Annotated in this window: 23 protein-coding genes; 3 read left to right on the forward strand and 20 right to left on the reverse strand. The window is 36.1% G+C overall.

Annotated features, from left to right (window positions below):
- Positions 1-163: 163 nt before the first annotated feature.
- The 14 genes from BME96_RS11295 to BME96_RS11360 all read right to left on the reverse strand — a co-directional run bounded on the left by BME96_RS11295 (position 164) and on the right by BME96_RS11360 (position 17,089).
- Positions 164-940, reverse strand: a complete 777-nt coding sequence (locus tag BME96_RS11295; protein ID WP_071649090.1) for a cell division protein FtsQ/DivIB — start codon at positions 938-940, stop codon at positions 164-166.
- 226 nt (positions 941-1,166) lie between these two features.
- The gene (gene spoVE / locus BME96_RS11300; RefSeq protein ID WP_060680408.1) at positions 1,167-2,276 is read right to left on the reverse strand and encodes a stage V sporulation protein E; all 1,110 of its coding nucleotides are present in this window, start codon (positions 2,274-2,276) and stop codon (positions 1,167-1,169) included.
- 85 nt (positions 2,277-2,361) lie between these two features.
- Positions 2,362-3,711: a UDP-N-acetylmuramoyl-L-alanine--D-glutamate ligase gene (gene murD, locus BME96_RS11305; RefSeq protein WP_060680406.1), complete on the reverse strand. Its 1,350-nt coding sequence runs from the start codon at positions 3,709-3,711 to the stop codon at positions 2,362-2,364.
- Positions 3,711-4,694 (reverse strand): phospho-N-acetylmuramoyl-pentapeptide-transferase, encoded by a 984-nt coding sequence (mraY, locus tag BME96_RS11310; RefSeq protein ID WP_121614923.1) that lies wholly within the window; start codon positions 4,692-4,694, stop codon positions 3,711-3,713. Before mraY ends, murD begins: the two co-directional genes overlap by 1 nt.
- Before the next feature lie 34 nt (positions 4,695-4,728).
- A complete protein-coding gene (locus tag BME96_RS11315) occupies positions 4,729-6,093 on the reverse strand; it encodes a UDP-N-acetylmuramoyl-tripeptide--D-alanyl-D-alanine ligase (RefSeq protein WP_071649091.1) in 1,365 nt (454 codons plus the stop codon).
- On the reverse strand, positions 6,093-7,565 hold the full coding sequence (locus BME96_RS11320) for a UDP-N-acetylmuramoyl-L-alanyl-D-glutamate--2,6-diaminopimelate ligase (protein WP_019378523.1): 1,473 nt from the start codon (positions 7,563-7,565) through the stop codon (positions 6,093-6,095). Before BME96_RS11320 ends, BME96_RS11315 begins: the two co-directional genes overlap by 1 nt.
- A 132-nt stretch (positions 7,566-7,697) precedes the next feature.
- Positions 7,698-9,638 (reverse strand): stage V sporulation protein D, encoded by a 1,941-nt coding sequence (locus BME96_RS11325; protein WP_071649092.1) that lies wholly within the window; start codon positions 9,636-9,638, stop codon positions 7,698-7,700.
- Between the two features lie 207 nt (positions 9,639-9,845).
- Complete coding sequence (locus BME96_RS11330; protein WP_071649093.1) at positions 9,846-12,068, reverse strand: penicillin-binding protein; 2,223 nt, start codon at positions 12,066-12,068, stop codon at positions 9,846-9,848.
- 17 nt (positions 12,069-12,085) lie between these two features.
- Positions 12,086-12,460 (reverse strand): cell division protein FtsL, encoded by a 375-nt coding sequence (gene ftsL, locus BME96_RS11335; RefSeq protein WP_071649094.1) that lies wholly within the window; start codon positions 12,458-12,460, stop codon positions 12,086-12,088.
- Positions 12,460-13,437 (reverse strand): 16S rRNA (cytosine(1402)-N(4))-methyltransferase RsmH, encoded by a 978-nt coding sequence (gene rsmH, locus BME96_RS11340; RefSeq protein WP_172675284.1) that lies wholly within the window; start codon positions 13,435-13,437, stop codon positions 12,460-12,462. Before rsmH ends, ftsL begins: the two co-directional genes overlap by 1 nt.
- Before the next feature lie 43 nt (positions 13,438-13,480).
- On the reverse strand, positions 13,481-13,912 hold the full coding sequence (gene mraZ, locus BME96_RS11345) for a division/cell wall cluster transcriptional repressor MraZ (protein WP_019378528.1): 432 nt from the start codon (positions 13,910-13,912) through the stop codon (positions 13,481-13,483).
- 203 nt (positions 13,913-14,115) lie between these two features.
- Positions 14,116-15,735, reverse strand: a complete 1,620-nt coding sequence (bshC, locus tag BME96_RS11350; protein ID WP_071649095.1) for a bacillithiol biosynthesis cysteine-adding enzyme BshC — start codon at positions 15,733-15,735, stop codon at positions 14,116-14,118.
- 89 nt (positions 15,736-15,824) lie between these two features.
- Complete coding sequence (locus BME96_RS11355) at positions 15,825-16,205, reverse strand: DUF3397 family protein (protein WP_071649096.1); 381 nt, start codon at positions 16,203-16,205, stop codon at positions 15,825-15,827.
- Positions 16,202-17,089, reverse strand: a complete 888-nt coding sequence (locus tag BME96_RS11360) for a 2-dehydropantoate 2-reductase (protein WP_071649097.1) — start codon at positions 17,087-17,089, stop codon at positions 16,202-16,204. The genes BME96_RS11355 and BME96_RS11360 overlap by 4 nt, the downstream gene beginning before the upstream one ends.
- A gap of 189 nt (positions 17,090-17,278) precedes the next feature.
- On the opposite strand from BME96_RS11360, the gene BME96_RS11365 reads away from it, so the two are divergent.
- A complete protein-coding gene (locus tag BME96_RS11365; RefSeq protein WP_019378532.1) occupies positions 17,279-17,758 on the forward strand; it encodes an N-acetyltransferase in 480 nt (159 codons plus the stop codon).
- A gap of 86 nt (positions 17,759-17,844) precedes the next feature.
- Here the strand turns inward: BME96_RS11365 and BME96_RS11370 are convergent, their stop codons facing one another.
- The 4 genes from BME96_RS11370 to BME96_RS11385 form a co-directional block, all read right to left on the reverse strand.
- Positions 17,845-18,327 carry an RsfA family transcriptional regulator gene (locus BME96_RS11370; protein WP_071649098.1) on the reverse strand — a complete coding sequence of 161 codons (483 nt, stop codon included), beginning with the start codon at positions 18,325-18,327 and terminating at the stop codon, positions 17,845-17,847.
- A gap of 89 nt (positions 18,328-18,416) precedes the next feature.
- Complete coding sequence (locus BME96_RS11375; protein ID WP_060680391.1) at positions 18,417-19,175, reverse strand: enoyl-CoA hydratase/isomerase family protein; 759 nt, start codon at positions 19,173-19,175, stop codon at positions 18,417-18,419.
- A gap of 638 nt (positions 19,176-19,813) precedes the next feature.
- Entirely contained in the window at positions 19,814-19,987 is a 174-nt protein-coding gene (gene rpmF / locus BME96_RS11380; RefSeq protein WP_019378535.1) for a 50S ribosomal protein L32, read from the reverse strand.
- 47 nt (positions 19,988-20,034) lie between these two features.
- Positions 20,035-20,565 (reverse strand): YceD family protein, encoded by a 531-nt coding sequence (locus BME96_RS11385; protein ID WP_019378536.1) that lies wholly within the window; start codon positions 20,563-20,565, stop codon positions 20,035-20,037.
- 217 nt (positions 20,566-20,782) lie between these two features.
- Between BME96_RS11385 and BME96_RS11390 the strand changes: the two genes are divergently transcribed.
- Positions 20,783-21,994: a nucleotidyltransferase gene (locus BME96_RS11390; RefSeq protein ID WP_071649099.1), complete on the forward strand. Its 1,212-nt coding sequence runs from the start codon at positions 20,783-20,785 to the stop codon at positions 21,992-21,994.
- A gap of 380 nt (positions 21,995-22,374) precedes the next feature.
- Here BME96_RS11390 and BME96_RS11395 read toward each other — a convergent pair whose 3' ends face one another.
- Positions 22,375-23,403 carry a SepM family pheromone-processing serine protease gene (locus tag BME96_RS11395; protein ID WP_019378539.1) on the reverse strand — a complete coding sequence of 343 codons (1,029 nt, stop codon included), beginning with the start codon at positions 23,401-23,403 and terminating at the stop codon, positions 22,375-22,377.
- Between the two features lie 182 nt (positions 23,404-23,585).
- Between BME96_RS11395 and ylbJ the strand changes: the two genes are divergently transcribed.
- Positions 23,586-24,797, forward strand: coding sequence for a sporulation integral membrane protein YlbJ (ylbJ, locus tag BME96_RS11400; RefSeq protein WP_071649100.1), 1,212 nt, complete (start codon positions 23,586-23,588; stop codon positions 24,795-24,797).
- Positions 24,798-25,672: 875 nt separating this feature from the next.
- On the opposite strand, the gene coaD is transcribed toward ylbJ, so the two are convergent.
- Entirely contained in the window at positions 25,673-26,152 is a 480-nt protein-coding gene (gene coaD / locus BME96_RS11405; RefSeq protein WP_019378681.1) for a pantetheine-phosphate adenylyltransferase, read from the reverse strand.
- Positions 26,153-26,164: the final 12 nt, after the last annotated feature.

Raw genomic sequence — 26,164 nt, forward strand, 5'->3', positions numbered from 1 at the left:
AAAATAAAATATATATAGGTTATTCTAGATAGAATAGCAGATTCCTTTAATTTATAACGATATTTCAACACTAAAATCGTATAAATCTAGAAATTACATACTATATTCTTCGTTGCATTTCTTGATTCTCTGACTCTTATCTATGTATTCCTTCTAAATTTTATTATTCTGCTTCATCTTCTTCATTTTTTTCTTTATTAAAAGCCTCGAAATAAGCACCTACCCCTATATGAATAATACCCTTACTGTCCTTATCAAGCTGTGAAACAATGCTAGGGTACACTTCCATTTTAGACGCAAAACCTCTAATTGTTCCGTCAACTAAAAAACCATCATTCATATAAAGCAGGATCTTATCTTTATTTTCTTTTACAGGTACCCAGTGAATTTCAGATATCAATTTTAATAAGCTGTTTGGTAGTTCTTGTAGTTCACTCGTCATTTTTTGTAAATAAGTTTTTTCTTCAAAATCGACAAGCAACGGCGCATTTCCTGCAAATGTGTTTCTTTTCATAGATTTTAAAATAGATCCATTACCAAGAATGGGTAAATAGTTGTTTTCCTGTCTCAGATAACCAACAAGTTCATGTTCTTTTACTACAATTTCAATGGAGCTAGGCAGATCCCTACTGATGGCAACAGAATTAATAATTGGATTTGAAAGGAGTTTTTGCTTTATTTCCTCCTTATCGACAGACCAAATATTCGTAGTTCTGTTTAAGCCACTTTCTGCAATAATCTCTTCATTCGTTAAAAAAGTATTTCCTTTTACCTCAATAGTTTTAACATTGCTTAGAGGAGACTGTAAATAAACAATTATAGATATTAAAAAGAAAAAAACAGAAAGGTAAAATATTAATCGTCGATTTGCTTTTTTCTTACGGGCTTGTTTCAATTTTGGTATTCGATCTTCAATTGAAACAATGTTTTTTTTGCTCATCTCCATTTCTTCCTTTGTATAAAATTAACAATCAGAGCAAGTTCTACACCTATTTCTGATCAGTTACATGAATTATATCACATATTTCAATGAAATACGTAGTGTACGTTGATACATTACCAGTTTTTCTTTAATTAGTAACTAAAAATATTTTCCAGTCTCTTTATTTTTAGGCATTAGGATACGTAAACATAAGAGAGCTACCTCACCATAAATAATTCACTTCCTAAATCCTGGTATATCTGCTTATATTTAGAAGGATTCCTACTGAACATAATGTTAATGTTAAAGAGGATCCACCATAACTTAAAAAAGGTAAGGTGATCCCTGTTACCGGTATGAGACCAATTACCACACTTATATTAATCATCGCTTGAATGGATAACATAGACACAACACCTAATCCTAACAATCTGGCGAACAAATCAGGAGCTTCCAACGAAATTTTAATTCCCCTCCATAACATTAAGGTAAATAGACAAATAACAACGCTTCCCCCAATAAAACCAAGTTCTTCGCCAAGAATGGCAAAGATAAAATCCGTTTGTGGTTCAGGTAAATAAAAATATTTTTGCAAGCTCTCACCTAATCCTAATCCTAACAACCCCCCAGGACCTATTGCGTATAAAGATTGAATGATTTGAAATCCGTCTCCAAGGGGATCTTCCCATGGATTTAAAAAAGCAGTAATTCTACTAATCCGATATGGTGCTGATATTATTAAGCCAACGAAACCTATCAAACCCAATGTTGCCAGTCCAAAGAAGTGAGATAGGCGTGCCCCAGTAACAAAAACCATAATCATAGACGTTAATACAAGTACCATACCTGTACCCAAATCAGGTTGCAGCATGATTAAGCCAAAGGCGGTAAATATGAGGATAATGGAAGGAAAAAATCCTTCTTTGAAGGAAGTAATCTTTTTTTGGTTTTTGGATAAAAAAGTTGCTAGAAAAATAATTAAACCCAATTTCATAAATTCTGATGGTTGTACACTAAATGCGCCTACTCCAATCCAACTTTGGGCACCACCTCTTACCATGCCGACACCAGGTATTAACACAAGGAATAACAAGATGAAGCAAGAAAGAAGTATTACTTTCGCATATCTCATCCATGTTGAATATGGAATAAACATTACAAAAAACATAGAGAATATTCCCGCAGTAGCAAATAAGAGCTGTCTTTTTAAATAATAAAATGAATCTCCAAACTTATACTCAGACCAAATATAAGAAGAGCTATAAACCATAACAATACCAATAATAAGCAAGCTTATAATCACACCCAACAGAATATAATCAGGTTTATGGTAAGTTTTAACTGTTTTTTGCAAAGAAAAACACCCCTCAAATTTGAAATTGCAGGGGTGTTGTTTTATTTATATGATAGTTTATTTTCGTCTGTTTAAAACAAGCCCCCTATCTTAATGTATGCACGGCTTGTATAAACATGTCTCCTCTTTCTTCAAAGGTTTTGTACTGATCCCAACTTGCACACGCAGGAGATAATAAAATAGTATCTGCAGGCGCGGAAATTTCATAAGCTTCTTTTACAGCCATTTGTACGTTTTCCGTTTTTACTACAATTGGTATTTGAGCCTCTTTAGCAATTCCAGCCAATTTGTCAGCCGTTTGCCCAAACACAACCATACCCTTCACTTTTTTTAGGAATGGTAAAAGATCATGAAACTCATTGCCTCGATCTAACCCACCTGCTAGTAAAATAATAGAGTTTTTAAAAGCACCGAGCGCTTTTTGAGTGGCTAAAATATTGGTAGCTTTTGAATCATTATAGAATGTTCTATTATTTATCGTATCTACAAATTGTAAACGATGTTTTACTCCTTGAAAAGTAGTAAGTACTTGATATATTCCACTATTTGTCGCCCCATTTAATTTAGCTGCAGCAATTGCAGCCAGGATATTTTCCAAGTTATGCTCACCAACCAAAACAATATCCTTTCTACTCATTACTCGCTCATTCTTAAAGTACACATACTGTTCATCTATCCAGACACCTTCATTTAGTTGCTTCTTCCTGGAGAAGGGAATTTTTATAGAATCGGCATTATGAATTGCTTCAATAATAGTGGGATCATCCGCATTATAAACCAGATAATCATTCTTAGTTTGTGATTTAAATATGTTAAACTTTGCTGCTTTATAGTTCTCAAATGTTTTATGGTAATCAAGGTGAGCTTCATAAATATTTAATAATACTGCAATATTCGGTTTGAAGTTCTTTATACCTTGTAATTGAAAGGAAGAAAGCTCAATCACCATAGTTTCATCTTCGTCGGTTGTTTGCGCTATATCAGTTGCTACTTTGCCAATATTACCAGCAACCTTTACCGGTTTTTGACTACACTTGAGCATTTCCGTTATTAAAGTGGTTGTAGTAGTTTTTCCATTCGAACCAGTTATTCCAATTATAGGCCCTTTTGTTAGCAATCCTGCTATTTCTATTTCAGTAATAACAGGAATATTTCTTTTTTCAGCTTCAGCCACGATTGGATTATCATATGGTATCCCAGGATTCTTCACAACAATTTGTATGTCATCCAATACAGAGAACGGATGGGAACCAATAATTACTTCGGCACCCATCTCTTTTAATTCTTCTATTTGATCATTACTTTGTATTGCCTTTCCATCATTAATTCGGACATACTTATTATTTTTCAATAATACTTTGGCAGCAGCCGTTCCACTTTTGGCCAATCCCAGTACAAGAATATTTGAGTAAGGAAATGCTTCTAAAGTTTTCATTATATCCCCACCTCAATATAAATGCCTAAGCCTGCGAATATTAGTCCGATAAGCCAAAAGGTAGTAACTACTCGCCATTCTGACCATCCCAACAATTCATAGTGATGATGGAGGGGACTCATCTTAAACACCCTTTTGCCTGTAGTTTTAAATGAGATGACTTGAATAATTACTGAAAGGGTCTCAATAACAAATACCCCACCAATGATTACCAGTAGGATTTCCAGCTTCGTCATAATGGCAATTGCGGCAATTGCTCCACCTAAAGCCAGAGAGCCAGTGTCCCCCATAAATACCTTGGCTGGATGAGCATTAAACACTAAAAATCCAAGCAATGCGCCAACTACAGCTAATGAGAAAATGGTTACTCCACTTCCCGGCATTTGGTACCAGGCAAGAATCCCAAAGGCACCAAAAGCTATGGCAGCAGTACCCGCAAGCAGACCATCTAGACCGTCAGTAAGATTTACTGCATTGGAAGAGCCTACAAGCATAAATATAATTAATAACGCATATGCCCAACCCAATTCCCATTGAAGATCGGTTCCAGGGATTTGTATACTGGTTTCAAAGCCTTTACTCTCTAAAATAAAATAGAATATAAGCGCAATAATTATTTGCCCTATCATCTTCTGCTTGGAAGTAAGACCTAAATTACGTTTTAATGCTACTTTAATAAAATCATCAAGGAAACCCAAAAGGCCATACCCGAAAAGCACAAAAAGTAATAAGCCCAACTGATAGTCAATCCCGCTAGCGGAGGCTTTCCATACCATGACTAAGGAGGTAATAATAACACTGAAGATGATCATTATTCCTCCCATTGTTGGTGTACCTGTTTTTTTCATGTGTGATTGTGGTCCTTCTTCTCTAATGCTTTGCCCAAACTTTAACCTTCTTAAAAATGGAATAAATATTGGAGATAAAAGGACGGTAATTAAAAATGCAATTGCAATCGTCAGTAGTAATATTGAAAAATTCACTGTTTCTCCTCCTTGTACAATAACCGTCCACATTTTATTTTTTTGTTAATTGGTTTACAATTGTTTCAAACTTCAAACCTCTAGACGCCTTAACCAAAATTATCGTTCCAGGATTTAAGTAAGAGCTTAAATCCCCTACCAATTCTTCCTTAGAAGTAAAATGCTCTACCTTAATTGCGGAAGACATACGACTTATTTCATCAGAGATGAATTTTGCTTCTTCCCCAAAAGTATATACCACAGTAATAGGATGTATGATCTCATGCGCTATAGAACGGTGTAGTTCCTCTGAATAAGCACCTAATTCTAAAACATCTCCCAATACTAATATTCTTTCTTGATAGCCTTCCATTTGTTTCATAACTTCAATTGAAGCTATCATAGATGTAGGAGAGGCATTATAGGTATCATTTATCACAGAAACACCGTTTATCCCCTGTACTAATTGGAAGCGCATGGAAGTTTGCTCTAATGAATTTAATCCGTCCTTTATATTTGCAGTAGGAATCTTCATTTCCTTTGCCAACAGTATAGCAAAAGAAGCATTCTTGGCATGATGTTTTCCTAATAAAGGTATCGAGTAAGAATTGCCATCAGATAATTGGAAATTGGTTTGGCTATGACCAACTACACATTTTTCAATTACATTGGTGTTATGGGAATCATAGCCGCAGGTGCGTACATTTTTCTTACTATGTAGTTGTTTTAAAAGAGCTTCGTCTCCATCGATTATAGCTAAACCTTCTTTTTTTAACCCATTTAAAATTTCCATTTTTGCTTCAGAAATACCTTTACGTGAACCTAAATACTCAATATGTGATTCTCCAATATTTGTAATCACAACATAATCGGGAACTGCAATTTTAGACAATCTGTCTATTTCCCCAAAATCACTCATCCCCATTTCAAGGATAAGCACTTCAGTATCTCTCTTCATGGAAAGAATAGTCAATGGAACACCAATGTGATTATTTAAATTCCCTTTTGTCGCATGTGTTTTATAGGTAGTTTCCATAACGGAAGCTACCAAGTCTTTTGTAGTTGTCTTTCCATTAGACCCTGTAATTCCTATAACCACTGGGTTTACTTCTTTTCTGTATTCTGAAGAAATTTGTTGAAGAGCTAATAACGTATCATCCACAAAAAATATCAGCAAATCGCTAGGTAACGATTGTGGGAGTTTCTTTTCCTTTGTCCACAGAATAGCAACAGCCCCATTTTCAACTGCTTGATGAACGTATTCATGCCCATCGAAGTTCTCGCCAATCAATGGAATAAACAATGATTTATTTACTTTAATTCGACTGTCTGTCACAACTTCATTTATTATAATTTCCTCATCAAGCTGTCCTTTGAAGCTGGGCAAAAATCCTGCCAACCAATCTATAGTAAATAACATCAAACATTCTCCTTATCCTGGATTGCTTTACGAGCAACTTCCCTGTCATCAAAGTCATACTTAACCTTGCCAATTTGCTGATATGTTTCATGACCTTTACCTGCTATCAAAATAATATCATCCTCTTCCGCACACTTAACAGCGAATTGAATTGCTTCTTTTCTTTGCTCAATAACCTTATAATTTTCTTCCTCTAGGCCTGTTGTCATATCCTGCAAAATTGCTTTCGGATCTTCCGTACGCGGGTTATCAGAGGTGAAGATTGCAAGATCAGCATATTTCACAGCTATTTTCGCCATTAAAGGTCGCTTTGTCCTATCTCTGTCTCCTCCACAACCTACAACCACAAACACTTTTTGGTTTGCAAATTCCTTTGCAGTTTGTAATACATTTTCCAATGAATCCGGCGTATGTGCATAATCAACAACCACTGAATAGTTTTGCCCTTCGTTTACAGGTTCAAATCTGCCATTTACACCGGAAATAGATTCCAAGGCAATTTTAATCGTATCTAATGGAATAAGTGAAGTTATTGCAGCAGCACTTGCAGCAAGCATATTATATACATTAAACATACCAATCAGGTTACTTTGAATTGAAATAGACCCAACTGGTGTCTGTAACTCAAATGACGTACCAAACGTGTTCAGTTTAATATTCTTTGCCATAACTTGGGATTCATTTTTACAGCCATAAGTAATTACATGTTGGGCTGTACTCTTTTTAAGAAGTGTGCTAGAAGCATCGTCTTCGTTGATTACAGCATATTTCTGTGGTTGTTTAAGATATGAATTTCCTAGTTGCGAAAACAAAAGACTTTTTGCACGAAGGTAATCATCTATATTCTTATGATAGTCCAAATGATCTTGTGATAAGTTAGTAAAAATGGCTATATCAAAATCGCAACCATATACTCTTCCCTGATCAAGGGCATGCGAAGATACCTCCATAATTACCTGCTCTACGTTCTGTTTTTGCATTTCATGGAAAGTTTTTTGTAAATGTAACGCGTCTGGCGTTGTATTATTAACCGGATAACTACTATCACCAATTTTAGTTTGAATGGTGCCTATTATGCCTGTTTTTTTCTGAAACTCGTTGAATATTTTCTCTAAGACATATGACACAGTTGTTTTTCCGTTTGTACCAGTAACCCCAATTAAAGGTAATTTCCCTGTTGGGTTTCCATAGAATTTAACCGCAAGCATGGATAAAACACGTGAAGTATCAGGAACCACAATTACAGGTACAGTCGTCTTAACTTCCTTTTCAGCGATAATGGTAATTGCGCCATTTTTCACCGCTTCCTTCACATAATCATGTCCGTCTACGGTGAAACCAGAAATACAAACAAAAAGATTACCTTCTTCCACTTTTCTGGAGTCCATTTCAATGTTAGTAATCTCAATTTCTTCTACTGATTGCGTTTTTTGGTAAAAAGGTATAACATCCAGCAATTCTTTCAGTTTCATTTCTAACATCCTATCTCTTTTAATGTGCTATATATATATTCTAACTATGCGCATTTTTTAAGAGGGTGAAATCCCCTCCCATTAAAAAAATGCGTTGTATTTTGGAAACTCGCTTATCCATTATAGCAAAAATTATTCATTTTCACGATCATTTTCCGATAAATATATTCTCATCTTTGAACCTTGTTCTACTTTTGTCCCTGGTTTTGGAGCCTGATCAATAATATAGTCGCCTTTTCCACTTGATTCAATAGAAAGATTCGTCATATATTCCGTTAATTCATCTTTAGTCAAACCAATTAAGTCCGGTACTTCAATTTTGGGTTCCTGCGGCCACTGATATTCTTTTTCTAAACCACTACTCCTCGGTTTTACTTCCATTGCTCTTAAGCTATCATCTATAATTGTGCCTACAATAGGAGCTGCAACTACTCCACCAAATTGAACGGTTCCTTTTGGATTATCAACTGCTACATACACAACAATTTCAGGGTCATCTGCCGGCGCAAACCCAATAAAAGATACAATGTGATTATTTTCTAAATATCTTCCATTTGCCCCCACTTTTTGCGCTGTTCCAGTTTTCCCACCAACACGGTATCCCTCAACATACGCTGGTCGCCCAGTACCTTTAGCAACTACACTTTCCAGAGCATGCCGTATTTCTTTTGAAGTAGCAGGAGAGATGACTTTTTCTTTTAATACGGGCTCATAAGTCTCGACAGTTTTTTCCGTCCTAGGATCAATCCATTCTTGGGCAATATGCGGTTGGTACAAATTACCCCCATTAATAGCAGCTGCAACTGCCATTACTTGCTGTATCGGTGTAACAGATACCCCCTGTCCAAACGAAGTTGTAGCTAGTTCTACAGGCCCTACATTTTCAGGTTTAAATAATATACCGTTACCCTCTCCTTGTAAGTCAATCCCAGTTTTCATTCCAAAACCAAAATTTCTTATATAGCTAAACAGCTTTTCCTCTCCCAATTTTTGTCCCAAGGTGACAAAACCGGGGTTACAGGAATTCTGGACGACTTCTAAATACGTTTGGTGACCATGCCCCCCACTCTTCCAACAACGTAACTTTGCTCCTCCAACTTTTATGCTTCCACTATCATTGTATTCATCTTCTTCCAAGTCTACAATTCCTTCTTCCAATGCTGCTGCAAGCGTTATAATTTTAAAAGTGGATCCAGGTTCATATGTGCTCCATATTGGGAGGTTCCGATCAAAGATTTTCGCATCAACTTGCTGATAATTTTCAGGATTGAAATTTGGTCTAGTAGACATACCAAGAACTCCACCAGTTTTAGGGTTAACAGCGATTGCCAGGGCTCCATCCGGGTTATATTTTGCTACTGCCAAATCCAGCTCTCTTTCCATGATAGTCTGAACCTTGTTGTTAATGGTAGTTTTTAAATTCAAACCATCCTTTGGTGGATAATAAACATCAGCTAAACTATCTAACCTTCTGCCCTTTGCATCGGAATAAAATGATAGTCTCCCCTTTTCTCCGCTTAATTTTTCATCATAAAAAAGTTCAAGTCCCATTAATCCTTGATTATCAATACCTGCAAAACCAAGGACATGGGAAAGATCATCTCCATTTGGATAATGCCTTTTAGAATCCTTCGCTAAATATACCCCAGCCATATCTAACCCTCGTATAGCAATTTCCTGTTCTTCCGAAATTTTTATCCCTGCTGGACGGATAGTAACACTTGATTTGTTTTGTGTTATATTTTCATATACTTTCTTTGTTTCTACTTGTAATATCTTTGAAAGTTTTTCTGATGTTTCCTGTGGGTCTTTTATTTGTCTGGGTATCACCACAATCGACGGTGCAGAAACATTTTCTGCAAGAACTTCGCCTTCCGAATCTAAAATAAGACCCCTTTCTGATTCAAAAACAATATCCCTTGTCCAAAGATCACTCGCTTTAGCCATCAGTTCATCACCAATAACAAATTGCACATACCCTAAACGTACATTAATAATCACAAAAAAAATTAAACCAAAAAGAAAAACAGTAACTATTCGCTTTTTCACTGTAACAGTTGATACACGTTTCATTTTCCATCCCCTTTTCCATAGGTAGGCTTGTATCAACTATATGAAGTAATAAAATCGAATAGAACACTGTTTTTGATCAAAGTAGAGTTCGCATCACCAGCTAAAAGCATACAGGAGAGCTTCACAGTCACATATTGACAATGAAGTTGTGTGAACTTTATTAATTAATTTACAAAAGGGTGAGAATGAAGAAATTATAAGATTAACTTAATCTGCGCCCGAAGTTTCTTCTTGGCTCTCACCTTCTGTATTTTCTTTAGTCGGTGGCTTAAATTCTACTCCTAAATAGTCTCCTTTTTTAAGTGGAGTACCAGCTTTAATATTTTGAGTTACGGTATAGCCATTACCAAACGTTTCTATTTTCAGCTCTAGAAGTTCAGCAAATTGAATTACATCCCGTAATGACCAACCAATAATAGAAGGCATTATCGGCTTATCAGTTACTAAGATAATATGATCATTCACTAGAACTTTATCCCCTTGTTTAACGCTTGCATCCGTAATTGTACCCTTTCCTGCAACCGTCACTTGTAAACCTTTATCTGTGAGGGCCTCCTTCATTTTATCAGCCGGCTTGCCAATAAGTTCTGGAATGGTGATTTCATTAATTTGTTTTTCTGGATCCTTATCCGGATCTATATTTAAATAATGTAAACTATTCTCCATCACATTAGTAAATATAAATGATACAGGCATGGATCCCGTTTCTGTTGGTTCAAGTTCTGGTTTTTTCACAGATACATAGATCATCAGTTGAGGGTCTTCTATAGGTGCCATACCCAAAAAAGAGAATATATGATTTTCTTTTCCTCGTAAGTATGCGCCTGTGCTTGATTCAGGATTAGGTATCTGTGCGGTTCCTGTTTTTCCTCCCACCGTATAATCATCAATTTGGTACATTTTACCCGTTCCATGTTCGCCATTAACCACTGATTCCAATAGCTTCAAAACCTTATTGGAAGTTTCTTTTGAAATCGGATTACCGACAACGTTAGGAGATTTTTCTTTAATATTTTTGCCGGTTGTTGAATTTACTATTTTTTTCATAACGTAAGGCTGCATCATTTTACCATCATTCGCTATAGCTGAAGCAGCTTTTAATTGCTGAATTGGCGTCAAGGTACTCCCTTGCCCAAAAGAGGTTGTAATCTTCTCAATGGAGTAATTGTATAGAATTCTTCCAGCAACCTCATTAGGTAAGTCGATACCAGTTTCTTTATCTAAATCAAACGCCTTAAGATACTCTAAGAATTTATCTGTTCCAATTTTTTCCCAAGCCAGCTTTGCTGCGGCAACATTAGAGGATCTTTGAAAACCTTCATCGTAAGTTATGATTCCCCAACCTCTTCCCCCATTATGATCGTTAATGGATTGGATCTGTTCGTTAGGTCGATAGCTTCCGGATTTGTATGTCTCGTTTCCGTTATAGACACCTTCTTCAATTGCTGATGCCCATGTAAACATTTTAACCGTAGAACCTGCCTCTACAGGAGTAGAAACTACATCATTATACCAATTTTCAACATCTGAAGGGCTGTTGGGATTATAACTAGGACGATTTCCCATAGCAACAATTTCTCCAGTTTTAGGATCCATTACTACAGCAGTGATTCGCTCAGGATTATATTCCTCTTCTACCTGACTTAAAGAATCTTCTAATAAAGTCTGGATCTTTTGGTCTATCGTAAGATAAACATCGTCACCGTCTTCCGGCTTGGTAATAACTTCGCTGGGATCTAGTAATTTTTTATTATACTTATCACGCTGATAAGAGATATGGCCGTCTTTACCACTCAACAAATTATTCATTTCTTTTTCCATGCCAGCAATTCCGGTAATTTCCCTTTTAACACCGTTTTCAGTCTCTTTTTCAGTCTCTCTAGCAAAACCTAGTATGTGGGAAGCGAATACTCCATTAGGATAGTAACGAATCGGTTCCTTTTCAAACTTAATCCCAGGGAGGTTCAGAGCAGCAATTTCATCTCTTTTTTGTTGTGATAGCTCTTTACCCTCTTTACCAAATTCAACCTGAAACCTTTCATCTTTTATCCCATCTTCAATAGTAGAACGAATTTCTTCTTCTTCTAAATCCAATAAAGGAGCCAGCAACTCCGCAGTTTTCTCCGGATTATCTACATGCTTAGGCTCCTCTGGGTTGGATGTATATGCTTTGTCCACAATGGCATACATTCGAAATGTAGGACGATCATAGGCAAGCGTCATTCCATTCTTATCATAAATTTTCCCTCTCTCTGAATCAATGGTATAGGAAGCTGTTCTCTTTTCTTCCGCCCATTTTTCCAAAGAGACACCATCAATTTCGCCTGTTACTTGAATATATAGAAATCTCCCCGTTAGTACGAGAAAGATACCAACAAAAACAAGCATGAGAATACCCGCCATAAAGTGAGTTGTTTTGTGTTTCTTCATACTAACTTACTCCTTGATTAGTTGTTAAATGCGTGTGCTTGTTTCACTTCCGCATTTTGGATTTTTAAACCGTTTTTTTCTGCAATTTTGGTAATTCTCTCCGGCCTGCTTAGTTCCTTCATTTCATAAAGTAATCCTTCGTTCTCCACTTTTTGAGTTTGAACAGTTTTTTCTAACTTCTGAATGTCTCTGTTTAGTGCATCGGTATTTGATGAAAAGGAAACAATAAACACTCCTGCAGCTATAAGCCCAGCTCCCACAATTGAAAAAATTGCTTTTTCTCCTTTGGTTATCCATCCTTGTTTCTTTACTTTTACAGCAACCTTTTGGTCTTTTTTCGGTGTCTGTTCCTGATTAGTATGTTGCCAACTACGGGCATAATTAGCACTCATTATTTTTTCCACCCTTCCTCATACGTAAATTCTTCTTTCCATGGTTTTATTTTCTTTATTATTCGTAGCTTTGCGGAACGAGATCTTCGGTTTTCTTCCAGTTCTATCTCGTCTGCGCTAATCGGCTTTCTATTTAACAAAGTGAATGGAGCTTCATGTGATTCTGGTATTATAGGCAAGTTTTTTGGTGTTTCCTTAGCAGTACTCCATTTTTTAAAAGCTTGTTTGCATAATCTATCCTCAAGCGAATGAAATGTAATTACCACAATTCTCCCGCCTACTCCCACTACACGTGCCGCTTGATGAAGCGCATCATTAAAAGCTGTAAGCTCATCATTAACTGCAATTCGTAAAGCTTGAAAAATACGTTTTGCAGGATGACCTCCTTTTCTCCTTGCAGCTGCAGGGATTCCTTCTTTTATAAGTTCAACCAGCTGGTGGGTCGTTCGAATTTCCTTTGTCTTTCTGTATGCCTCAATTTTTCTTGCAATTTGCTTAGAAAATTTTTCTTCCCCGTATTTAAAAAAAATTGAAACTAAATCATTGTAAGACCATGAATTAACTATTTCATAGGCATTTAATTCTTTCGTTTGATCCATGCGCATATCGAGTGGCGCATCGTGCTGATAGCTAAATCCTCTATCTCCCCGGTCAAGCTGGGGTGAAGATACACCAAGATCAAATAATATCCCATCAACATGTTCAATTTGATTGTTCAATAATTCTTCTTCTAATCCTCGGAAGTTTGAATGAATAAATAGTATTCTATCCTGGTATACCTTTAATCTCTCTTTTGCCGCCTGCAACGCATCTAAATCCTGATCGAAAGCTATTAACAATCCATTTTCATTTAACTTTGAAGCGATCTGTTCAGAATGACCTCCGCCGCCAACTGTGCAATCAACATATGTACCATCCGGCTTTATGTTCAGACCATCAATTGTCTCTTTTTTTAACACACTATAATGTTCAAACACACATTCACCCACTTTTTAACAGTCCAGTTCTAATTTTTTTATATTAAATATCAAAATCCAAAAGATTCTCAGCAATCTCTGCGAAAGATTCCTCAGAATCAGAGAAATAATCCTCCCAATTTTCGCTTGCCCAAAATTCAATTCGATTAGAGACGCCAATCACAACACATTCTTTTTCCAATACTGCATAATTTCTCAATGGTTGAGGAATATTTATTCTTCCCTGCTTATCCACTTCACATTCAATAGCACCAGAAAAGAAAAATCGGGTGAACGCTCTAGCGTCCTTTTTTGTTAATGGAAGCTTTTTTAACTTTTCTTCTAATATTTTCCACTCATTCATCGGGTAGGCAAACAGACATTTATCCAGCCCACGGGTGACAACAAAACGATCGCCAAGATCATCACGAAACTTAGCAGGAACTATTATTCTTCCCTTTGTATCGATGTTGTGTTGGTATTCACCCATAAACATAGAGTCCGCCCCACCTTCTTTCCCCTATATTACCACATTGCCCCACTATCCACCACTTATTTATAAAAATTTCTCATATTAAATCTCAAAATAGATTGTTCCTGTTGTTTTGAAACAGAAAAAAATGCTGTCATATCAATGATATGACAGCATTTTTTATCTTCAATTTATTTTGGTGGAGACTTGTGGGGGATTTACTCTTCTTATAAATAAACAAAGTAATGTTCATTATCAAAAGAACAAGACATGGCAGTTAAATCTTTTATAAATTGTTGCCCATGTTTATTAAGAAACGGAAGAGGTGTCCACATTCTTTCCTGCAGACTCCCGGAGGGTTGAATAAAAAGTGTAATTAAATCCAACTCCCATAATTCTTTCTCATATTTTTCTTCCAGGGCTTTGATCATTCTTTTTTGCAGAAAATTAATATTCTCATCCAAATAAACAAGGTTCTTTTCTGAAAGTTGGCCAATATCATCACGAATCCCCCAAGCTAATTCCCGGAGACGATGATGAGCATGCTCAATAACATCCTTAACTTCTGTGGAAATATCTTCAATTTTAGGATCGCTTTTTTCTGCTAACCAATTATCTTTAAAATTTTGAAGATCTATATTTATTATTTGTTCAGCCGTTAAATTATATTTCTTTATTAATTTATCTATATTTCTTTCTATAAATGTAAAAGAAAGCCTTGGGATAACCGGTGGCATTTTTATATCTAAGGTTTTAAACGCTTCTTTTAATTCAGCCCAATAACTTATCTCTCCCGGCCCACCAACAAATGCTAGTGTTGGAAATAATAGCTCCTGCATAAGTGGACGTGTGACAACATTGTTACTAAGCTGTTCAGGGTGTTCTTTGGCAATTGATAGAAGTTCTTCTGTAGTAAAACGTACTTCATTCTGTTTTCCTACCCACTCCCCGTTGTCTGACCGGCTAAGTAAAATTCTATCTCCATGAAGATGATAGAAAAGATGAGCATCATTTAATTCTGAACCAATAGATGAAGAATAACCCATTTGTTGCAATTTTTCTGCAGCTTGGTACACCGCTTCAGAAATTACAGGTTGATATTGAATCATTTCTTTAAAATGAATAGATTCAATTCTACGAAGAAGTGAGTTTCCTGAGTCAACAAGTACAAGGCCTTCCGATCTAAACAAATGATAGACAAACCTGGCAAAGAAGTCCACATACGTTTCTGAGTCATCTAAAAATCGCCTTACCCATTCATAAAGTCCCTTCGTATGAAGCGTCTCCGGCAGCTGCTCAAAAAGCTGGTCGAGCCAATTTTCAGCCCTCTCATGGTTAATTTGCTTATGGGATACTGAACTTTTAGTATAAGTATGTTCGGAAAGCGTATGTTTACTCAGCTTGGAATTTTCAGGTAAATAAACATGATTAATCTCTGCAAAATCATGATCCTCACCCGCTACCCAAAATACAGGAATCACAGGTACGTTTAATTTCCTTTCCTGTTCCTTCGCATACTGAATAACTGAAATAATTTTATTGATAGTATACATAGGCCCTGATAGCAAGCCTGCTTGCTGACCTCCTATTACCGCCATACTATTTTCTTTTTCAAGGCGGCGAATATTAGCTAAAGTTTCTTCAGGTGCCTCCCATTGCTTATTCATTGTATGCAATACTTCACTAAGCTGGACACGATCAAAATGGCGACCCTTCAAGTCTTTAACTCTCTGCTCTGTACCTTTGAAGGGGTGATAATCAAAAAAACGTAATATATCTTCATCATTTTTTCTGTATTTTTCAACAAGCTTATTTTGTTTATGTAATGTTATAGGGTCTATATGCATTGATCCCATGCTCCTTTTATTCATTATCCAATACGTATTTTACATAATTCATTCCTAAATTTCATATGATCTGCCTATACTAACATGAATTAGTAAAATATGCGTAGGATAATCCCTACCATCGATAACAGCAAATATGCAAACAAGAATAGCAGGAATGTTATTCTCCAGGTTAGGATAATGGCTTTAAAAATAACGATTTCCGTGTTATATCTCCATTGATAGAAAATAATTATACATAAAACAGATAATACGAGGACCGCTAAATACCCCAAATGAGTATGGCCAACAATAATTTTAAATAACATTGCTACCGCGATAATATATAATATGGTCGTTACATAGACGGTTATATGGACGGCCTTTATCTTTGTTTTACCAACTTTACGAGCAATTAAATATGTAAACCATGTTGCAAGGATCGGTAAAGCAACAAAAATAGAAATAAGATATATAATGAATTCCTTCATTTATTCAGAATTCCTTTCTTCTTTTCTAAAGCTTTTAAACTATGATATACAAATGAAGTGTATGGTATTTTGGTATTTGAACATTGCTTTAACAGATAACCAGAGATCGCTTCTATTTCAGTTTTTCTTCTCTCCTTAATGTCTTTGTACATGGAAGACGTGTTTTCCCCAGTGTTTTTTGCAACCCGCTGAACCTGAGACCATTGTTTATCTTCATTCAAGTTTAAAATAAAACTTGCTTCTACACATAATTGCTTAGCCAAAAATCTAATATATTCATTTTGAATTACTTGTGAATTTTTAACTTGAAAAAGAGCTGTTAATGGATTAATTACTGCATTAAGAATCAACTTTTCTTTTAGCAATATAGACCAGTTGTCCCGATAAACCATCGGAAAATCATGTTGTTCAAGCTCAGATAAAAGCTGTTGTAATTCATTGTTAGCTACTCTACTGTATGATGCCAACTTAATAACACCTTCCCCAGTATGCTTAACGGTATAATCATTAACCTTTTCAGCTCCATGCTCTACCGCACCTATACTAATTGGTTGACTTAAATTACTAATTTTTTCTATATGTGACATCCCATTTTGTAGAAAAACCAACAAAACTTCATTACCCAGGCTAGAAAGGTGTGGCAAAATTTCTAAGAACTGAAACTGCTTGACACATACCATAATACAATCTTGATCCTTTATATTATGTATAAGTTCACATTGTACTTGCCGTCGATCAAACTTATCTGAAATCCTTACCCCGTGTAAATCTATCAGTAATTTTTGTTTTGTCCGTCTAACATATACTGTGACATTATGTTCTTCAGCTAAATAGCCACTTAATAATAACCCTATAGCTCCGCCACCAATTACGCCGATATTCATATCCACAACCCCTTAATTTATGTATGAACAGTATAGCAATAATAATTATATCCGAATATTCATTAAATCGGTAATAATTTGTAATATCATTCTTTTATTTGAATCTGTTCTTTTTTATATTATAATGAAAGAGGTATATAGTGAGGAACACTAATTATTGTTTAAATGGGAAAGAGGGGGAGAAATATCATGAATCGTATAAAAGTAGAAAAATTGCTTATTAACTTTAAAACCTTAGAAAAGTTCAAATATTTCAAAGAATATGGCAACCAGGAATTATCGATGTTGGAAGACCTTGAAAGTAATATGGTAGAAAATGATAGTGATTCACCATTTTACGGAATCTACTTTGGAGATAATTTGGTGGCGAGAATGAGCCTTTATACAGTAAAAGCAAAATACGATCAATATTTTGAGCCGCCACAGGATTATTTAACACTATGGAAGCTGGAAGTACTACCCGATTACCAAGGGAAAGGTTACGGTAAAGCATTAGTGGATTTTGCGAAGAGTTATAACTTACCAATTAAAACAAACCCTAGAATAAATTCTCATGGTTTCTGGGAGAAGATGGACTTCCAAAAAGCACATTACGACATGGAAAGAGACCTTGGAGAAAACCCACTGATATGGCTACCAGAAGGTGTAGAGGAACAGGAAAATAAATAATCCAGAAAAATCCTTGCAGAAGACATGAACGACTCTTATGTAGTGCATTCATGTCTTTTGCTATTTTAATGAATATTATATAATTACTACGATTCCGCATTCACCCAAGTCCAGAGCTTCCCCATTTCCTCCCATGCATGTTCGTAACGCAAAAGTTTTTTCTTCAACTTCTCATTCTCTATCTTTAAGTCGGCTACTTGTTTGTCTTGATCCTCACGGAGAATTCTATCTTTCCCTTCTTCAGACAGACTTAATTTCATCTGTTCCAACAAAGATATCGCAGTTTGAATTGTTTCTTTCGAATTACCTTCAAGAATTTTATCTTGATAAATATCTTTCCTATTTTGTTGCTTTCTTTCATCTTTTGCCAACTGAATGGCATGTTGATAATGTTTTCGTATAGTCGCATTCCACCTGAAACCACATGCTGCAGATGTGCGAGACAATTGCCTGGCTACATCCTTAAATGCTTCTAGCTGTGTCTTTCCCTCTCTAATATACCTTATAACAGTTTCAGCTAAAACGATATCTTCATCTTCGGTCCAAGCATCCTGACGTGAAGCATTCATTCTATCCCTCCTTATTCGTTTGCTATAAATGTATGCAAAGAATAGTTCTGATAGAATAAATGTTTATGTTTTTACACAATTATACTCTATTAGCGGGTTAAAAATTTATTAACTGCTTGAATATGTTCTTCAGACTCCCATAAAATTGCACAATTTCTCACTTCTTCCGCCATTACAGATGATAATCCAATACTTGATAATTTCTTTTTAAATTGTTTCTTAAGTACTTTCATTTGCTCATACGATTTTGAAATATAAGGTTCTAGTAGTTTCTCGGTGTTTTTCCATTCCTCATCCGCAACAATATGTTGAATCCATCCACGTTCTTTTAAATAGGGAGCTTCAAGAACAGTTCCCTCTAATAACCACTGAAACGCAAAGCTGGGTTCTACTTTTTCATACAATAAGGTTCCTCCCCCCCAACCTGGAACGATTCCCAGTTTGGATTGAACAAAGCCAAATTTGCTGCCTTCTTTCGCGATTCGGAGATCACACGCTGTAGCGATTTCACAGCCACCTCCTAATGCTCCACCGTTCAATAAGCAAATAACCGGAACGGGAAATGTCATAATTTCAGCCAGTACTTCCTTCATAGGATAAAGATGATTGAAGGCCTCATCTGAAGATAGATTACCATGTAAACTAGTCAGATCCCCACCAGAACAAAACATCTTTTCCCCTGCACCAGTAATGACGAGAAACTTAATTGTGTCTTTCTTTGCCTCTAATATGCAGCTCATAAACTCTTCTGTCATCTGCTTTGATATTGCGTTATGTTTTTCAGGTCGATTCAAATAAATCTCTCCATAGTTCTTCTGATGAGAGGTATATGTAATATGTTTTTCCACGAATTTCTCTCCTTAATTGCGTTTTCATTTATAATATCATATAAACTGTTTACCTTATCAAACCGAGATTAACAATGCATTTTAAATAATGATTTACTGCAATGTTGGGATACAAACGTATGTTACTCATTCACAGTTGGAGGGAACTGCGGACTAGAGTAATCTCATTTTAAAGAAGTGGATGGACCCATTGATTTCCGCTACAGGGGGACGCTTACCACCGGCATGGCTTCAGCCGCTTCCTCCGCTACGCTCCGTTTAGTGTCTTCAGCTCATGCTATTCCGATACGAGTCGCGGGCCAACAGGACAAGGAAAGCTTCTAAGAGAAACATCGCACGCAGAAAAAGCGGGTTTCTTTTTCAAGGAAGTGGTTTTCTTCCGAGGAAGCTGAAGCGTTGCCCACGGAAAGCGAAGTGTATTTTCCGAAACGGCCATTAAAAAGCAACCAAGGTTACTTCAGAGTTTATCTATTTCCCGAATCATTGAATAACCTTACCATATATATTAGAACCTTAAATAAACTATAAAGCAACTTGATAGTACTGTAATTTATGTCGTATTTCCTCTAATTGTAACCCCCTAGCACTTCAGGAAATAAAAAAACAGACCATCGAAATGATCTGTTTTTTAAAAAATATTAGTTGTTTACAACTTCTTTGCCATCATATTGACCACATGATTTACAAACATGGTGCGGTTTAGTTAGTTCTCCACAATTAGAGCACTCAACCATGCCAGGTACGTGTAATTTTTTATGAGTACGACGTTGATTTTTAACCTTTTTAGAAGTTCTTCTTTTAGGTACTGCCATGACTTACACCTCCTTCACATAAAAAAACAAAACGAGAACAATGATTCTTATTTGTCTTTCTTATTTTTTTCTAATAATGTTTCTAACTTTTTAAATCGTGGATCTATCGTTTTTTCCTTTTTTTCCTCTGAAACAAATTCCCAATCCTGGCCTTTTTTTGGAGCGCCTTGCTGGTTATTTTCCCCATCGGAAAACACGCGAAAAGGTACCTCTAATAGAATATTTTCCTTTATTAAAGGAGTTAAGTCAAGCACTTCTCCCTTAACAGGATGAATTTCATCTTCCTCTTCTTCTTCCGTATAGTAAGAAGATGTAGTAAAAACTTCATCTGCCTTAATATCAAAAGGATACGGTACATCCACCAATGTACGTGCACATGGTAATGTCATTTCACCCTCTATATGAAGAGTGAAAAATATCTGCTCTCCATGAAGATAGCATTTACCATGGACCCTTACAGGATCTATATGACGTATATCATTGTTCATCGTTTCTAATTCAGAAACATCAACCTTTTCATCAAATTGAAAAGGATCATTATAAGCATTTTTTCTAATCTGTGCTATTGCAAACTTCATTATTATCACCTCAAGGCAACAAGAGTAATTTTAAAAGAAAATTGGACTTTTGTCAACATATTTTCTTTACAGAATACAGACAGCCATTTAATACGTCTTCCAATAATATAATCGTTAACTCATCTATCGTATTAGCAGGGTTCTTCATTCTATAATGCATGCACACCTCCTTTATTTTTGTTACAATATTACCATTATATAGTAGGAGTGTTTGTTTATGGATGCCTGTGGATTAATTGTTGAATATAACCCTTTTCATAATGGTCATTTATATCATGTCCAGCAAGCGAAAAAATCCTCTAAAGCAGATTGTATTATAGCAGTTATGAGTGGTTCATTTCTACAACGAGGTGAACCGGCAATAATAGATAAGTTTCACCGCACTCAAGCTGCGTTGGCATCGGGTGTGGATTTAGTAGTAGAATTGCCTTATTCATATGCTGTCCAAAATAGTGACTTCTTTGCAAAAGGAGCCGTACATACATTGGATAAACTGAAGGTTTCCAGTATTTGTTTTGGTAGTGAGTCTGGTGATACCTCCAATTTTATAACAAGTTACAAAATGTTTAAAGAAAAAGAGGCTATCTTTCATGAGGTTGTACAACTTTATATAAAAAAAGGAATTTCCTTCCCTGAAGCAAGCAAGGCTGCCTATAAACAGATAGGCTTATCTACCAATGAACTCGATTTGACAAAGCCAAATAATATACTTGGATTTGGTTATATTAGAGCTATATTTGAAGGGAATCTCTCCATCAGTCCAATTACCATCAAACGTACAGGCAGCAATTATCACGATCAAATGATTAATAACTCTGTCGCAAGTGCCACTAGTATACGGAAGGCATTATTTCAACAGGAAAGTCTCACAGAGAAAATCCAAGGAACATTGCCAATTTCAACTTGTGAACAGTTGATAAAATATAAAAAAATAACTGGCTACTGGCATACATGGGAAAATTACTTTCCTCTCCTTCAGTATCGTGTATTAACAATGTCATTAGATGAGATTAGAAAGATTCATGGCGTGACCGAAGGAATTGAATACAGAATTAAAAAAACGGCAAAAACAGCAACTTCTTTCTCTGGATGGATGGATGAACTAAAAACAAAACGCTACACTCGTACAAGACTACAACGCATGTTCGTCCATATTCTTACAAATACAAAAAAAGAAGATCTACTCCCTATCCTTGACGATCAATCTGTATCTTATGTCAGGCTACTGGGATTCAATGAGACAGGTCGAAAATACATAAATTTGAACAAAAAGAAGATACAAGTACCACTTGTTACAAAGTTAACTAAAAACATGGATATTTCCTTAAGCTTGGAGGAAAAAGCCAGTAACGCTTATTATAGTATCCTTCCTCCGAGCATTGCAGAGAAACTACGTAAACAAGAGCTGCAGCCACCAATTATTATATAAAACAGCTATTTTTCCAATGAAGGCATGTGTTCTATCCTAAAAAATATAATATTTTTTAGCAAATCTCATTTACCTTCGGAGTGCAAGATAAATGCGAGCTCGTGATTATTTCATTTTAAGGAAGTGGATAACCTCTTTGATCTCCGCTACAGCGGACGCTCTCAAAACTCCGTGCACAAGCGCGATATCTGTTTGTTACTTCCCAGTGTCTACTTTGCCACCAGGATGTACTGCGTTTATTTATATTACGTCTCATTGGTTAATTCCAACATGTATATGAGAATCAAATAAAACAGTCGAACGTTTCGGATTGTATAATATCTCGAAAAACGTTCGACTTTTCATTTACTAAGTAATTTAATTACATAATCTATTACTAATTATTTAGAAGCAGGTTTCAAGCCTTTCAAATAATCGACCGCATCCTGAAATGTATTAACAGGGACAATTTTCATCGATGTGTCTATTTCAGCTGCCTTTTCCTTTGCAACTTGGTAGTTCGAATCTTTATTACCATTTTCATTAGGAGCAAAGAAGATATCTGCACCTTCTCTGTCAGCTGCTACCACTTTTTTATCAATACCACCAATTCTTCCAACGTTGCCATTATAATCTATTTCACCTGTTCCGGCAATTTCATAACCTCGCGTGAAATCTTCCTCGGTTAATTGATCAAATATTTCAAGTGAGAACATTAATCCAGCACTCGGTCCACCGATCCTACCACTTGAAAAGTGGACTTCCGGGTCAACCGTAACACTACGGTCTGTAACCAATCGAATACCAATTCCTACTTTACCATCAAGTTCTTCGTATGCATCCAATTTTATATCTTGTGTCATTTCCTTCTCGTCTCTAACAAATTTGATAGTGACAATATCTCCGGCTTTCTTACCTTCTACAAATGTGATTAAGTCTTCGGCTTCTTTAACTTGCTTGTCATTAATACCAACAATTCTATCACCCATTTCGAGGATACCGTCAGCTGGCATTCCATCTATCACCGTTACAACATAAACGCCATTAAATTCAATTTCTATGCCTTTTTCTGCAGCTTTATATGCAACTACTGTTGAAGCTTCTTGTGAGTTTTCCATCATTTGAAGTTGTGCATGCATATACTCGTCTTCGGTAACTCCTTCAGGACGAACATCCTCTAATGGCATGACCTCCTGATTTGGAAGAATCTTAGCCCAAATAAATTGTAATGGAGTAGCCTGTCCCCCGCTTATAGTCACAAGATGCATATCTCCTTTACTTTTATAACCTTCCTCAACCTCTACAATAGGATTTAGTGCATCTGCACTACCTGGTTTGTAAATGTAGTAAGGAATTTTAAATGCTGCCAAAAAATAAATAAGGATAATAATAATGAACAGAAAAAATAAATGTTTCTTTGTAAATCTCATTTACATGCTCCTTCCAACTCTTAACCAATAAAAGTGTATGGCATATTTTCGCTATGTATGTGCGTATATTGATAAAGACTTGTACTACTCAAATAAAATTATTATAGAACAAGCTAGAATTATTCTACTACTATCATAGAGGGATGTACAGAGCAATGGGTCATGATATAGGAGGCAGAGGATTGAAACAAATAACGAAAACACTATTATTAGCGAGCCTGTCCACTTTTATAGCTTTTTCACTGATAAGGTTCCCAGATGAAGCTTTTAAGGCTAGTATTAGAGGATTAAATATGTGGTGGGAAGTAGTTTTCCCTTCTTTACTACCATTTTTCATTACCTCCGAATTATTACTTGCATTTGGGGTAGTTAAGTTTGTAGGTATTCTTTTTGAACCAATCATGAGACCATTGTTTAACGTGCCAGGTGTCGGGAGTTTTGGATGGGTGATGGGTATGGCAAGTGGATATCCAACTGGAGCAAAAATAGCCAGTAGATTACGTGAGGAAAAACAATTAACTCGGATTGAGGCTGAAAGACTCGTATCGTTTACAAATGCCTCAAGCCCCTTGTTCATCATTGGAGCCGTTTCGGTAGGTTTTTTTCATGATGCAAAGCTGGGCGTATTGCTAGCTGCTGCACATTATATTGGCAATGCACTAGTTGGATTCTGTATGCGATTCCATGGTTTAAAATCTTCCAGAGAAACAAAGCCAAAAACAAATGGAAATTTTTCACTTATTAAAGCGTTTCAAGAAATGCATCACACTCGCCTAAAAGACCCCCGCCCGATTGGAGAGGTGTTGGGAGACGCAGTTGTTAATTCCATAAAAACACTTGTCATGGTTGGAGGATTCATCATCTTGTTCTCCGTACTTACTAAATTACTGTTTTTAGTTGGCATTACCCCATTTTTAGCCATATTTTTTAAGGTGTTTCTGCAAATAATAGGACTTCCTATAGATATGGCTTTACCATTATTCTCCGGCTTATTTGAAATAACGATTGGTGCTCAGAGTATTTCAGGTGTTTCAACAGACTCTATACTAGCAAAAGCGATTTTAATAAGCTTTATTTTAGGGTTTAATGGCTTTTCCGTCCAAGCCCAGGTTGCAAGTATTCTCGCAAAAACAGATATCCGTTTTACTCCTTACTTTTTCGCTAGATTTCTTCATGGAATTTTTGCAAGTATTATTGTGATTATTCTTTATAAGCCTCTTTATTTAAATAAACAAGCATTCGGAACAGATGATATCCCTGTTACTCAACAAGGTCAGGCTCAATTATTCTGGTTGGATTTACTGGAACTCCTAAAACAATTCGGGCCAATTTTCACTATCCTCTCTTTGACCATTGCTTTTTTAGTTCTCTATCGCCGTGGTAAACAGAGTTAGCAATGTCCTTTAAACAACAAGGTTCTACTGCAATTGTTGGGGTACAAACGTATTTCTTCATTCATAGTTGGAGTATACTGCGAAGTAATTTTGTAGTAGTTTATTTCATTTTAAGGAGGTGAATAGACCCAATAATTTCCACTGCAGGGGGACGCTTTCCGCCGGCATGGCTTCAGCCGCTTCCTCCGCTACGCTCCGTGCAGGGTCTTCAGCTCATGCTATTCGAAGCCACTGAAAAAGTCCGGTAAATTCTTGAGAAGGCTAGTTCCAAAAAATTACATCACCACTTTTTAGTCTATGAGTGGAATAAACTGGTTCTGGCTCTCCATTTATGCATATTAACAAAACAAAATTTTGGGATAGTGTCTTTTGAAAAACTTCTATTTTAGTAGAAAATGACTTTTTCAGTGGCCTCATGCTATTCCGGCAGGAGTCGCCCCCTTCCGCTCCAATCAATTTGTATCTGCTTAAATCCATAAATAGCGGGTTAATATCTAATCACTTTTCTAGTGTAGTAAAAACACGAAGACTCCTCGGAAAGAAAAAACATCTTTCCTTCGTGCGATGCACAATTCGCTGAAGCCTTCCTTGTCCTGTGGGAAAAGCAACTGCTGAAGATCCCGCAGGACCAGAAAAGCTTCTATGAGAAACATCGCACGCAGAAAAAGTGGGTTTATTTTTCAAGGAAATGGATTTCTTCCGAGTAAGCTGAAGCGTTGCCCACGGAAAGCGAAATGTATATTCCGAAGCGGCCGCTTAAAGTACTATCAAGTTACGTCGGAGTTTATCTATTTAACGAACGATTGCATAACCCCCACAAATATTTTAGAGCCAACAAAAAAAGATGTTGCTATTTATCACAACATCTTTTCCTATTATTTATATTTTGTAATTAACGCCTGCTCTACCGGTTTTGGAACCAGATCTGAAACATTTGCTTTATACTTTGCCACTTCTTTTACTATACTTGAACTTAAGAATGAATATTGATTATTTGTCATCATAAAAAAAGTTTCAATTTCTTCATCTAACTTTCTATTCATGGAAGTAATTTGCATTTCATATTCAAAATCACTGACTGCTCTAAGCCCTCTAATTATAGCCTGAGCGTTTTTTTCTTTTGCATAATCCATCAATAATCCATCAGAAGAATCAGCTATCACATTCGGTAGATCGATAGTGCATTCCTCAATTAATTTTATCCGTTCCTCAACAGAAAATAATGGGGCTTTCGATTGGTTATTGAAAACTGCTACAATAATTTGGTCAAAAATCCTTGCTCCACGCTGTATAATATCCAGATGCCCATAAGTAAGCGGATCAAAACTACCAGGGCAAATTGCTAACCTAGTCAATATAAAATACCT

Source organism: Virgibacillus halodenitrificans, assembly GCF_001878675.1.
GTDB lineage: Bacteria > Bacillota > Bacilli > Bacillales > Amphibacillaceae > Virgibacillus_Q > Virgibacillus_Q halodenitrificans.